This is a genomic window from Vibrio sp. V31_P5A7T61 (assembly GCF_009904895.1).
In the GTDB taxonomy this organism is placed as follows: domain Bacteria; phylum Pseudomonadota; class Gammaproteobacteria; order Enterobacterales; family Vibrionaceae; genus Vibrio; species Vibrio metschnikovii.
This window is the reverse complement of record NZ_WXWI01000033.1, coordinates 128,088-141,353: the sequence shown is the minus strand read 5'-3', so window position 1 is coordinate 141,353 and position 13,266 is coordinate 128,088. Positions and strand designations below refer to the sequence as shown.

Sequence of the window (13,266 nt, the reverse complement as noted above, 5' to 3'; positions counted from 1 at the left end):
CTTCAAGTAGGAAGGGTATTCAATATGTGGTCAATATCCGGTTTAGGTAAACACTCAAAACCAGGTTTAGCAAAGACATAACCTTGAATTAATGGAACGCCCAGTGCGATTAAACAGCCCAACTCCGCTAGCGTTTCAACCCCTTCGGCCAACGGTGTAATATTCAGATCTTTAAACATCGTTAAACAATTACGCACTATACTTTGTCGGGTCAGATCCACATCAATACCACGAATTAACTGCATGTCTAATTTAACGATATTGGTTTGAAAATCAGCCAAGAGATTCAATCCAGAATAACCAGAACCGAAATCATCAATCGCGGTTAAAAAGCCCAACGATTTATAATACTCCACTACTCGTTTAACGTGTGTCGTATCTTCAAATTTTTCAACTTCAGTAAATTCAAATAAAATCCGGGAGATAGGAAAATCATAGCGTTGAGCAGCTTCTATCGTTGTCCGCAAACAGCGCTCTGGTTGATAAATCGCATTCGGTAAAAAATTGATACTCAACATCGAATCTAACCCTAACTGGCTAGCGAGCTGAATCGCCTTTACTCGGCAAGTTTGATCAAACAAATAACGGTTATGCTCATTAATTTGAGAAATTATTGAGTAAGCAGACTGCTCCTGCTCGCCTCTCACTAATGCTTCATAGCCAAAAATCGTCCGATTTTTAACATCAATGATCGGCTGAAAAGCCATCGTAAATGAAAATTCCAGTCCATCATGAGATTGGCAGTGAGCACAACTCACACGAGAAACAGGATCAGAGCAAGAAGTCATAACTACGAGCCTTATCAAACAAACTTATACACCAGAAAATAGTAGCATAATAATCAAGCAAAACCTGCGATTCTTTAAAAGTAAACCGAACCGATTCTGATCCTATTTTTAAATAAGCAAGTGGATTTACCCTATTACGCCATAGCCGATTATCAAATTTGTATTACTCTTATTAATGGAAAGGATTTGATTCACTGCATCCCCTTGCTTAGGATATCGTTATGCGTAATAACCAACCAACGACCAATAAAGAAAAAACCTTTGACCCAAAAACCAAATTAATTACGGTGACCGACACCCAAGGTATTATTTTGGAATGTAACGATGCCTTCGTCGACATCAGTGGTTTCAGCAAGAACGAGCTGATTGGTCAACCGCATAATATCGTACGCCATCCCGACATGCCCGCTGAAGCATTTGAGGTAATGTGGCAATATCTAAAAGCAGGAAAGCCTTGGATGGGGTTGGTGAAAAACCGTTGTAAGAACGGCGATTTCTATTGGGTAGATGCTTATGCCACTCCAATTACTAAAAATGGAAAAGTCGTGGGTTATGAGTCTGTCCGTTCTTGTCCAGAGAGACAAGCAGTTGCTCGTGCAGAAAAGTTTTATCAACGAATTAAGTCTGGAAAATCAACAAAGTCACTAGCTTTGCTCGCGCACCCTGAATATCTATTGTTAAGTATCGCTTTCTTGTTCGCCATCGTTTTATGGAATATCGGTTACTCTCAACTCTCTGAGCGCTTTTTTCTATTGAGTGTTGTTATCTTCTCGGCTTGGATCTCATACTCACGCAAGAAAATGTTTGCATCACTCAGCGCACTACTGAAAAACTCATTTAGTCACCCGTTAGCGGTCAGCACTTATACAGACGATAGTGGCGATCTAGGAACGATTAAAGTCTCCCTCCACAGTCAAGCCGCTCATCTCAGTACCATTTTGGCGCGAATTGAAAACGCGGCCAGTGACGTTTCATCGGGCATGAAGCGTGGGCAAAGCTTAACTCAAAGCGCTCGTAAAGAAATCATACGCCAGCAAGCCGAAACCGAGACTGTCGCTGCGGCGATGAACCAAATGAGCACTTCAATCAATGATGTTTCCGAGCATGTTAATAATACGGCGGGGCAAGCATCAACAGCCAATACGTTGACTCAAAACGGCGTCACAACGGCCCACATTACTCGAGATTCAATTGAAAAGCTCAAACAAACGGTGCAGCAGATTGGTCACTCTGTTGAAAGTGTTTCTGAGCAGACCACAAAAATTGCTCAAGTCGCCCAAATCATTGAAAATATTGCTGAACAAACAAATCTATTAGCACTTAATGCGGCTATCGAAGCGGCAAGAGCTGGAGAGCAAGGACGAGGTTTTGCTGTCGTCGCTGATGAGGTACGCGTATTAGCGACTCGAACTCAGCAATCAACGCAAGATATCCACAATATTATTTCTGAGCTGACCGGTCGAGCTCAGCAAGCAGTAAACGTATCCAAAGTAGGCGTGCAAAATGCTGAAGAAGGACTAGGATACGTCTTAAAAAGTAGTGAAGTATTGGAAGGTATTTCACAGGCCGTTGAACAGATTGCTGATATGTCAGCACAAATTGCTACTGCGGTTGAGCAGCAAGCTCATGTAGCAGAGGACGTTAATCAACAAATCGTCAATATTTCAAACTTAGCGGCATCCACCCAACGGAGTGCAAATCAGTTGAATGACTGTATTAATGATGTCGATAAGGTCTCGGACGATTTGCATGAACTTGTCCTGCGCTTCAAAAAATAAGCGCCGATCAAAAAGCCCCAGTACAAGTACTGGGGCTTAAAATATGGCACGCCCTACAGGATTCGAACCTGTGACCACCTGCTTAGAAGGCAGGTGCTCTATCCAGCTGAGCTAAGGGCGCGTTACGGGAAAGGATTATACGAGTTCAAGCGCGTAAATCAACGCTTTTGACCGTTATTTTCTATCAAGTGCCTAAATATAAAGCAAAAGTACTATTTTAAAACGGGTTAACGAGTACATAACTCACGATGTCGTCGTCAGCCAACCACATAACGTCTTACTAAAATAGCATGACTCATCACTATTTAGCGGATCATCTTTACCGAATTTGAAACAGAAAAATCCGCACAAACATTAAAAATCAAATAGCAAACGTTTGCTTATGGATATTTTGCTTGTCATCTGCCACAATGCGCGCAAAATTTTGTGCTTTGCAGTGTAAGTAAGGAATGTTATGACGGCTCAATATATTGATGGAAAATTAATCTCGCAAACGGTGCGATCTGAAGTCGCAGCACGAGTAAAAGCCCGCACCGATTTGGGACTACGGGCTCCTGGACTTGCGGTTGTTCTGGTCGGCGAAGATCCGGCTTCGCAAGTCTATGTCGGCAGTAAACGCCGCGCCTGTGAAGAAGTCGGATTTGTCTCGAAATCTTATGATCTACCGGCAACAACGGGCGAAGCGGAGCTCTTAGCATTAATCGATACGTTGAATCAAGACGACACTATTGACGGTATTCTTGTTCAACTTCCTCTACCTGCTGGCATTGATACGACCCAAGTATTAGAGCGAATTGTACCGGATAAAGATGTCGATGGATTTCATCCTTACAATCTCGGTCGCTTAGCTCAGCGTATCCCTAAACTGCGCTCTTGCACCCCTAAGGGGATCATTACCTTATTAGAACGTTACAATATCGAATTGCGGAGTAAACATGCCGTTGTCGTTGGTGCATCGAATATTGTAGGGCGTCCAATGAGTCTGGAATTACTGCTAGCGGGATGCACAACGACAACCTGCCATCGTTTCACTAAAGATCTTGAACACCATGTTCGTCAAGCAGACATTTTAGTCGTCGCGGTCGGTAAGCCTAATTTTATTCCCGGATCTTGGGTGAAAGAAGGAGCTGTAGTGATTGATGTCGGTATCAACCGTCTTGCTTCTGGACAATTGATTGGTGATATCGATTTTGAAGTTGCACGCACACGAGCCAGTTTTATCACTCCGGTTCCTGGTGGGGTTGGCCCGATGACGGTAGCAAGTTTAATTGAAAACACCATGATGGCGTGCGAACAGTTCCATACTCAAGATAAAACGCAACTTTAATCACTCGCATTAATTATCTCTGATTAACAATGAGAAGTAACATGTGAGACAAAAACGGGGCGAGTAATAATCTCTCTCGCCCCGTTTATATTTATAGTGATAAGATCACACCAGCCAATGCAGCGCTCATTAAATTAGCCAAAACGCCAGCCCCAATCGCTCTAAAACCATATTGAGAGATAAAACTGCGCCGCTCTGGTACTAAACTCCCCAAGCCACCGATCAAGACCGCCATCGTCGAAATATTAGCAAAACCACATAAAGCAAACGTTATGATCGCTTGCGAATGTTCACTCAATTGTGATTGTACGTTGATGAATTGAATAAAAGCGACAAACTCATTGATGACGATTTTATTACCAATCAGCGATCCGGCGGTAATCGCCTCATGCCATGGAATGCCCAATAACCATGCTATTGGTGCAAATAAATACCCCAGTATCAGCTCAAAACTTAATGTGATGCCGATCCCGTCCCCTACCCAGCCTAATAGACCATTGAGTAAGGCAATCACGCTAACAAAAGCCAGCAGTGTCGCGCCGACCGCAACCGCAATTCGTAGTCCAGACATCGCCCCATCAGCCATCGCTTCGACGACATTGGTTGCCTTTGGAATATCAATATCGATTTCGGCCTTTTGTTGGTAGGTTTCCGTTTCTGGAAACAACATTTTTGCCATTAGTAAACCAGCCGGTGCAGACATAAACGCGGCGGCAATCAAATAGTTCAAATTGACGCCCAATGACGCATAACCGACCAAGGTGCCTCCGGCAACCGATGCCAAACCACAAGTCATCACCGCAAAAAACTGTGAATCACTCATCTGCTTTAAATAAGGCTTAACCACAAGGGGAGCTTCAATCATACCCACAAAAATATTGGCGGTTGCTGACAGCGATTCTGCTCGGCCAGTACCCAGTAATTTTTGTAGCGCTCCGCCAATCAAATTAATCACTTTCGGCATCAAGCCAATATGGTATAACCCCGAAATTAACGCAGAGAAAAAGATAATGATACCAAGGACATGAATGGCAAATACAAAGCCTACTTTCTCACTGGCTAACCCACCAAAGATAAAGCTGATCCCTTCTTGGCCATAATCGATCAAATGAGCAACGGCGCCTGTCACCCCATTGAGTATATCTTTACCTGCTGGCACGTAGAGCACCAACAGGGCGAAACCTACTTGCAACAAAAAAGCCAAACCGACCGTTCTAAGTCGAATATTTTTTCTATCTGCAGAAAATAGCCAAGCAACGCTTAAAATGGCTATCACACCAAGCAATGAGATCATAAATCCAATCCGAAAAGTTACTAATAATGCAAGGCGAGGCATTCTATAGCGCAAAAGTAGATACGCAAGTAGCAAATGTTAACGGAGTAGATCAAAAATAATCCACGCGATCACTGACTATTTAAGCCATTGAATTTCAACAAAACAAACGTTTGCTTTTTGATACTATTTCTATATGGAAATAATGTTTCTAGTCATGGAAAGAATCACTTAAGAAAAAAGAACAAACTCATGCATAGACGACCAATGTTGCCAGACGAGGAAAACAGGGGGAGATTGAAACATTAAGTAGGCGGCAGACTTAGCATCCTGTCGATGCGAAGCGCACATAAGGCTCTAAGCGGCTGTCCCAATAACAAGGACTCGCTAATTTGTCTTTGATAAAGTCGATCACCGCCGACGTTTTCTTAGGCATATGCTGGCGGCTAGGATAAACCGCATAAAACGGCATATTTTGGTTGGCGTGCCAATCTGGCAATAATTGAATCAATTGTCCGTGACGAAATTCATCTTTAAGCAGATACGTCGCTAGATACGCTACCCCCCATCCAGCCACTGCAGCATCACGTACCGCTTCCGCTAAATCAACCGAGTAGTTACCCGAAACTTGTATGGTCAACTTGTGATCCAATTTTGCAAAAGACCAACGGGTATAGTCACGATCCCAACTTCGATAAATCAAACAATTGTGCTCTGATAACGCTTCCGGAGTATGCGGCGTACCATGGTGCAGTAAATAGTCCGGTGAGGCGACCACAACAAAACGGCTATCCGCTAGACGCTGAGCAATGTATCCCTGAGGTATATGCTCATTGCTGGTTATCCATAAATCGAGCCCCTCTTGTAACATGTCAACACGATGATCAAACAGGTGGACCTCGACTTGTAGCTCAGGATAACGTTGACGCAACGATTCTAGCGCAGGTAAAACATGTAAAGTTCCAAAAGATTGCGATAAACCCAAACGCAGCAGCCCAGCGACTTCATCACGCTGACTTTCAACTTCAGCTTGCGCCTCATCGACCAAACGAAGTAACTCGGCACAATGCCGATAAAAACCTTGCCCCGCTTCGGTAATCGTGACACTCCGCGTTGTACGTTGTACCAACTTAATTCCCAAAGACGCTTCAAGTAAAGCCAACTGTTTACTGACATGAGAGACCGATACCCCCAATTGCTTGGCGGCAGCGGTAAAGCCTTTTTGCTGCACCAAAGTAGCAAAAATCACCATTTGCCCAGCTCGTTCCGCTAACACTGATTTTCCTTCCAGTAAAATGCGCCTTGTTATAAGACAGGTTTGAAGCGGTTAATGCACCGCGCTTTGTAACTGAGCATAACACTGGGTAGTTTCGCTGAGTATCTCTAGCATCTTAGCCGTTTCTGTTTCTTCATTCATAGCAATCCCCTGCTTAGCATTGCTATCGATTTGTGTCGCAAAAGCACACAGCTTATCGGCACCAAAACTGGCGGCACTGCTTTTAAGAGCATGACTAATTTCAATTAAGTAAGTCATATTGCCGCCATCAGCCCCTTGAGTGAGCTGCTGATGATAAAGGCGAAGTTCACCTAAAAAAATATCCATTAAGATAGGAATATTCTCTTTGCCTATCTCTTGAGCCAATGCATCAATTTTTTCGGTATTCATCCACTGCATAACGTCTCTAACGCTCCTTTTCCTGCTCTTTTTCATTCCAGGTTTGCAGTTTGCGATAAATCGTTGAGGGACTGACATCTAAATAACTCGCCGCTCTTGGAATATTGCCATCACACACTTCAATGGCTTTTTCTATCGCTTGCTTTTCCGTTAGCCATAACGGAAAAATATCATGCACAGAAAGCACCTTCTCATCCTGAGACAAAAAGGTAGGCTCTGCCATTCTTGGCGCATTGAGTGGCGGAGGCAGCATCGATAAGGTAATTTCTTGTCCATCATTCAATACCACGACATTACGCAGTACGTTTTGTAACTGACGCACATTACCTGGCCATTCATAATGCTTAAAACGCTCTGTCACTTCTGAAGAGAGGCGAACAAATCCTTTGCCTTCCTCTTTCGCCATGTGACCTAATAATGAATAAGCAATTTCAATCACATCATCGCCCCGTTCTCGTAGTGGCGGTAAATGTAATGGAATCACGTATAAACGGTAATATAAGTCTTCGCGAAAACGGCCTTGTTGAACTTCTTTCCAGGGATCACGGTTCGTCGCACAAACAAAGCGCACATCCACACTGTGTAGCTTAGAAGAGCCGACTTTTTGAAAAGTACCAGTCTGGATAAAACGCAATAATTTGGTTTGCAGATCAAGATCCATCTCGCACAGCTCATCCAAAAAGAGCGTTCCACCATCAGCTAACTCCGCAGCACCTTGTCTATCTGAGGCGGCTCCGGTAAAGGCACCTTTGACGTGACCAAACAGTTCACTTTCAATTAAGTCTTTTGGAATCGCAGCACAGTTGATGGCGATAAACGGTTTGTCGCCTCGTTTACTGGCGGCATGAATCGCTTCGGCGCACACTTCTTTACCAGTACCACTCTCACCGGTAATAAAAATGCTGGCTTTACTGCTCGCTGCGGAATCAATCGTGCGATATACCGCCTGCATAGTTTGGCTACTGCCAATAAAACCTTGGTAGTTTTGATTATTTGGATCGTGACTTTCGTTTTTAAGCTTATTCGCTTTGCGCATTGCATTATTGACGGTAACACGTAGCCGGTCAGCCTCACACGGCTTAATCAGAAAGTCTTGTGCACCTTGACGCATCGCCTCGACCGCTGTATCGATCGAGCCATGTGCGGTCATAAAGATGATCGGCACATCGGGAGATTGTTTTTTTACAGCGGCAAGCACATCCATTCCTGTCATATCAGGCAAACGCAAGTCTAACAGGATTAAGTCGGGCGTTCGTCGGTTAAGGCTCTCTATCGCATCGCGCCCGGTGCTGACGATATTAATGTCAATCTCTAGCGGAGTCAGATAGGATCGGTACAATGCTGCCACAGAAGCCGTATCCTCAACCATCAACAGATACTTGGTTTTAACGTTATTTTCGCTCAATTGCCTACCCAGCCATTTTATTTTTGCATTTTGCTTAATTGTTGCATCAAGAGTCGCATTTTGCAAACTCCTTATTACCATTATCTCGTATGCAACTCTTATATGCTCTAGCTATTAGCGATAAACTGCTGACGTAATTGCGTAATTTGATCGCGCTTTTGAGCCGCTAATTCAAATTCGAGATCTTGTGCGTGTTTGTACATTTCAGCTTCGAGCTTCATGATCTGCTTTTCTAACTGCTGGGGAGTGAGTAAGTCATAACTCGCACCGGGTTCGGCAACCTTAGCAAGTGGCACAACTTTGCTCGCTTTCTGCTGTTTCGGCTTCGTCGCATCGCCTAATTCCATAATATCTTTAATGCTGCGTCTTAGCGCTTGAGGTTCTATTCCCCGCTGTTGGTTATACGCTTGCTGCTTCTCACGGCGACGCTCGGTTTCATCAATCGCTTTACGCATTGACTTGGTAATGTTGTCCCCGTACAAAATCGCCTTACCACGCAAATGACGCGCAGCGCGACCTATAGTCTGGATCAATGAGCGCTCTGAACGTAAAAAACCTTCTTTATCAGCATCTAAAATCGCGACTAAGGATACTTCAGGCATATCCAGACCTTCGCGTAATAAGTTGATCCCAACTAAGACATCAAACACTCCTAGTCGTAAATCACGAATAATCTCCACCCGTTCAACGGTATCAATATCCGAGTGTAAATAGCGCACTTTTACCCCATGCTCGTGTAAATACTCGGTCAAGTCTTCCGCCATACGCTTAGTCAGTGTCGTTACGAGCACTCGTTCCTCTTTGGCGGCCCGAATGCGTATTTCTGATAATAGGTCATCGACTTGAGTGGCTACGGGACGTACTTCAATCTCAGGGTCGAGTAACCCCGTTGGCCGGACGACCTGCTCAACCACATCACCTGCAGATTTCTCTAATTCATAGGCACTCGGCGTTGCAGATACAAAAATCGTTTGCGGCGCTAAGGCTTCAAACTCTTCAAATTTTAAAGGTCGGTTATCCAACGCTGAAGGTAAACGAAAGCCAAATTCAACCAAGGTTTCTTTGCGTGAGCGGTCACCTTTATACATCGCGCCAATTTGCGGCACCGTCACGTGTGATTCATCAATTACCAATAAACCATCATGAGGCAAATAATCAAATAAGGTCGGTGGCGGTTCACCAGCGCTACGACCACTTAAATATCGAGAATAGTTTTCAATGCCTGAACAAAAACCCAGTTCATTCATCATTTCGATATCAAATTGTGTCCGTTGTGAGATGCGCTGCTCTTCCAATAGCTTATTATTATCTAACAGGGTTTGACGCCGAAGTTGTAACTCTTGTTTGATCTGTTCAATCGCATCAAGAATCCGCTCGCGAGGTGTTACATAGTGGGTTTTGGGGTAAACGGTAAAACGCGCCAAATCACGCTGGCGAATGACACCCGTTAATGGGTCAAACAGACTGATGCACTCAATTTCATCGTCGAACATTTCAACCCGAACCGCTTCTTGCTCCGATTCGGCTGGGAAAATATCAATCACCTCACCGCGAACCCGAAACTGACCGCGCTCAAAAGCAACATCATTACGGCTGTATTGCAACTCCGCTAAGCGCCGTAACATGTCACGTTGGTTAAGCACATCGCCGCGTCTTAGATGCAACATCATTTTTAGGTAAGAATCGGGGTCGCCCAAGCCATAAATTGCCGATACCGAAGCGACGATGATCGCATCTTTACGCTCTAAAAGCGCTTTGGTCGCCGATAGGCGCATCTGTTCAATATGAGAGTTAACCGAGGCATCTTTTTCGATAAAGGTATCGGTAGTTGGAACATACGCTTCCGGCTGATAGTAATCATAGTATGAGACAAAATACTCCACCGCATTGTGAGGAAAAAAACTTTTCATCTCACCATAAAGCTGGGCCGCTAATGTTTTATTCGGTGCTAATAAAATGGTTGGGCGTTGGGCTTGAGCTATCACATTCGCTAACGTGAAGGTTTTTCCCGATCCCGTTACTCCCAATAAGGTTTGGTGCGCCAATCCCGCATCAATGCCTGCCAATAATCGTTCAATTGCCTCCGGCTGATCGCCAGAGGGTTGGTATTCAGAGACCAGCTCAAACGTTTTGCTCATTACCCATTATCCTGCTGCATTCATTGCTTTGAATGACTATTGTCCGGTCAGCGCTGCAAACTCGCAAGTAGTTTAGGGGTTAACACTAAAAACGCGTAACGATTATCCCTTTGGTACAAAAAACATCCCATTACTTATCCACAAAAAGACTCTCGACCTCGCATCACTGCAATAATCATGAATCTGACAACTACACCTGAACAATCTGTGGGTAAAACTAAAAAATCCTATAAAGTCAAAATACTAGCCATAAAAAGCAATCGATTACACTGGCGGGAGTATGATAATAATTGGAACTAAGGCTAATTTTACAAATCCCCTTATACACTTATCCACAAAATTGGTGGATAAGTAAATGCAACGCATGCCTGATAAGGAGTACAGAAAAGTAAAGTCTCTATCATCAAAAATATCTATGATTTTTTAAGGGGTAGATATTGACAGAAAAAGAGCGGATAAGTAGTATTCTCGCCGCAAAACTATTCCCCCTTAGTTCAGTTGGTAGAACGGCGGACTGTTAATCCGTATGTCGCAGGTTCGAGTCCCGCAGGGGGAGCCAAATTCCAGAAAAAAAGACGTCCTAGGACGTCTTTTTTGCTTTTAGTCTATTTATATTTCTCACAACTGAGAAGGCAACAACATAACTCGATTAACCTAGCTGTTAAGCCACATTTTCTTCAAGCGGGGCTTCATTACCCTCTTCACTTTTCGCCACGACACCAGCAGCAATCGCATTACCCAATACATTGGTCGCTGAACGTCCCATATCTAGGAAGTGATCAATGCCGAGCAGTAACAATATGCCCGCATCAGGGATGTGAAATTGATGAAGCGTGGCGGCAATCACCACCAATGACGCGCGGGGCACGCCTGCCATGCCTTTAGACGTGACCATTAAAATAAGTAACATGGTCACCTGTTGTGCCATGGTTAACTCAATCCCATAAGCTTGGGCGATAAACATGACGGCAAAGGTGCAGTACATCATCGAACCATCAAGATTAAATGAGTAGCCCATCGGTAATACAAAACTAGAAATTCGCTTAGGAGTACCAAAAGCACTTAAACTTTCTAGCGTTTTTGGATAGGCAGATTCTGAACTTGCCGTTGAAAATGCCAATAGTATTGGCTCACGTATCATACGAAACAGAGTAAACACGCGTCGCCCAAGCACCAAGGCTCCCATCAACAATAATGCGCCCCACAATATACTGAGTGAGAGATAAAATTGCCCCATGAACGTACCATAGGTACTCAAAATCCCCATTCCCTCTTTAGCCACCATGGCACTGATTGCCGCAAAGACAGCAAATGGAGCAAAGTTCATCACATAAGCGGTTACCTTCAGCATGATCTCTGACACACTTTTTAGCATATCAATTACTGGGTAAGCTGGAGCACCAATAGCGGCAGCAGCTAGACCAAAAAATAGAGAAAACACCACAATTTGCAGAATTTGATTACTGGCCATGGCTTCAATCACACTTCTTGGTACGGCATGAATGACAAAGTCACGGAAGCTCAGTGCTTGTGCATCAACCCCACTGACCAAAGAGCTCGAAGGGATATCTAAATGTAGGCCAACACCTGGAGATAGAATGGTCACCATCACCAAGCCAAGAATTAATGACATCATTGACGCCATCATAAACCACAGTAAAGTTTTAATGCCTATACGGCCAACCGTCGTCGTATCCCCCATTTTAGCAATACCAACCGTTAACGTAGTAAACACTAAAGGGGCAATAATCATGTTGATCAGCCGTAAAAACACATCCGTGATTAGGGTTATGTTATTGGCAAACTCTTCTGGCTGAACAGGGGTATACCAACGAATACCTTGTCCGGTAGCAATCCCCAGCAACATAGCAATAATAATAGCTCTCGTTAACCTATTCATCTCAATGATCACTCCATGTATACAGCTTCAATTAGCTGCGTGTCGTAGCAGATGTTATTCCTGCGGAAAGCGAGGTGAGCAGCAGATTAGCAGAGAGGTATTGGCCTAAAGTCAATTTTTGTTCTGTCAACGTGAGCGCAATGTTAAGGAAATGTCATTTCTACTTGCAAATTCTTACATAATAAAAACAAAAAATAGATCGACACCTATTGCATTTCCTCAACAAATAGAAAACCACTTGAATAGTGAAAAATTATTTCGCAAGTTTTTCACGAATTAATGGCGCTAACTTATCTAGCGGTAGATAGCCGGGAATAATTTGCTGGCCAATTAACAGCGCCGGCGTACCGTTTAGCCCTAATTCACTAAATAACTGATAGTTTTTCGCCAGTTGTTGTTGCGTTTTTTCCTGTACATTCAGCGCTTGGCTAGTGTCGGTTTTTTGAGCCACTTGCAGTAACGACTGTGGATTATGCGCGCCCGGTTTTTTGACCAACAATTCATCTGCTTGAGTAAATTTTTGTTGATCCGTCTGCCATAGGTTTAATGCATAGCTGGCCGAATTAACTGGACTATCGAGTTCTTTCAGCGGCACCAGCACACTCACCACTTTGATCGCCGGGTAACGTTTGACCAACTCATGCAATACCGGATCGAGTTTTTTACACCACGGGCAGCTGTAATCGGTGAAAAAAACCAGCGTTAATTCAGGATCTTGAGCACCAAAACTCGGGTGATCAGGGTTGTTGTATAAATAGGCTTGATTATCCTTTAATACCTGCTCAAAACGATTGGCTTGTTGCTCGTACATACGTAACGTGCTGTGCAGATTGTCAATCACTTGCGGATTACGTTGTAAAATTTGTTCAATATCCGCCAACTGTTTGGTTTGCTCTACCGTCAATGCAGCAGCACTACTCAGTGAAAAGGTGGCTAATAAGCCGATCAGCACAATTCTGTAAATTTTCATGTTTTATCCTTT

10 protein-coding genes and 2 tRNA genes are annotated in these 13,266 nt (G+C 43.9%); 3 read left to right on the top strand and 9 right to left on the bottom strand.

Features of this window, described 5'->3' with window-relative positions; genetic code table 11:
* Window positions 1-2 precede the first annotated feature (2 nt).
* Window positions 3-788: an EAL domain-containing protein gene (locus CAG58_RS08215; RefSeq protein ID WP_161426658.1), complete on the bottom strand. Its 786-nt coding sequence runs from the start codon at window positions 786-788 to the stop codon at window positions 3-5.
* A 221-nt stretch (window positions 789-1,009) separates the two neighbouring features.
* Between CAG58_RS08215 and CAG58_RS08210 the strand changes: the two genes are divergently transcribed.
* A complete protein-coding gene (locus CAG58_RS08210; RefSeq protein WP_161426659.1) occupies window positions 1,010-2,566 on the top strand; it encodes a methyl-accepting chemotaxis protein in 1,557 nt (518 codons plus the stop codon).
* 44 nt (window positions 2,567-2,610) lie between these two features.
* Here the strand turns inward: CAG58_RS08210 and CAG58_RS08205 are convergent.
* A tRNA-Arg gene (locus CAG58_RS08205) sits at window positions 2,611-2,687 on the bottom strand.
* A 333-nt stretch (window positions 2,688-3,020) separates the two neighbouring features.
* On the opposite strand from CAG58_RS08205, the gene folD reads away from it, so the two are divergent.
* The gene (gene folD / locus CAG58_RS08200; protein ID WP_154168653.1) at window positions 3,021-3,893 is read left to right on the top strand and encodes a bifunctional methylenetetrahydrofolate dehydrogenase/methenyltetrahydrofolate cyclohydrolase FolD; all 873 of its coding nucleotides are present in this window, start codon (window positions 3,021-3,023) and stop codon (window positions 3,891-3,893) included.
* A gap of 91 nt (window positions 3,894-3,984) precedes the next feature.
* Here the strand turns inward: folD and CAG58_RS08195 are convergent, their stop codons facing one another.
* From CAG58_RS08195 to uvrB, 5 genes are all read right to left on the bottom strand, one after another.
* Window positions 3,985-5,187 carry a NupC/NupG family nucleoside CNT transporter gene (locus CAG58_RS08195; RefSeq protein ID WP_154168655.1) on the bottom strand — a complete coding sequence of 401 codons (1,203 nt, stop codon included), beginning with the start codon at window positions 5,185-5,187 and terminating at the stop codon, window positions 3,985-3,987.
* 301 nt (window positions 5,188-5,488) lie between these two features.
* Window positions 5,489-6,442, bottom strand: coding sequence for a LysR substrate-binding domain-containing protein (locus CAG58_RS08190; RefSeq protein WP_161426339.1), 954 nt, complete (start codon window positions 6,440-6,442; stop codon window positions 5,489-5,491).
* A gap of 51 nt (window positions 6,443-6,493) precedes the next feature.
* A complete protein-coding gene (luxU, locus tag CAG58_RS08185; protein WP_154168657.1) occupies window positions 6,494-6,841 on the bottom strand; it encodes a quorum-sensing phosphorelay protein LuxU in 348 nt (115 codons plus the stop codon).
* Window positions 6,842-6,848: 7 nt separating this feature from the next.
* Window positions 6,849-8,210, bottom strand: a complete 1,362-nt coding sequence (gene luxO, locus CAG58_RS08180) for a quorum-sensing sigma-54 dependent transcriptional regulator LuxO (RefSeq protein ID WP_161426340.1) — start codon at window positions 8,208-8,210, stop codon at window positions 6,849-6,851.
* Between the two features lie 143 nt (window positions 8,211-8,353).
* Complete coding sequence (gene uvrB, locus CAG58_RS08175) at window positions 8,354-10,384, bottom strand: excinuclease ABC subunit UvrB (RefSeq protein ID WP_040904511.1); 2,031 nt, start codon at window positions 10,382-10,384, stop codon at window positions 8,354-8,356.
* A gap of 483 nt (window positions 10,385-10,867) precedes the next feature.
* Here uvrB and CAG58_RS08170 point away from each other — a divergent pair.
* A tRNA-Asn gene (locus CAG58_RS08170) sits at window positions 10,868-10,943 on the top strand.
* Window positions 10,944-11,045: 102 nt separating this feature from the next.
* On the opposite strand, the gene CAG58_RS08165 is transcribed toward CAG58_RS08170, so the two are convergent.
* The gene (locus CAG58_RS08165) at window positions 11,046-12,284 is read right to left on the bottom strand and encodes a dicarboxylate/amino acid:cation symporter (RefSeq protein WP_202598231.1); all 1,239 of its coding nucleotides are present in this window, start codon (window positions 12,282-12,284) and stop codon (window positions 11,046-11,048) included.
* Between the two features lie 253 nt (window positions 12,285-12,537).
* Window positions 12,538-13,254, bottom strand: coding sequence for a DsbA family protein (locus CAG58_RS08160; RefSeq protein WP_158144096.1), 717 nt, complete (start codon window positions 13,252-13,254; stop codon window positions 12,538-12,540).
* Between the last annotated feature and the right edge of the window lie 12 nt (window positions 13,255-13,266).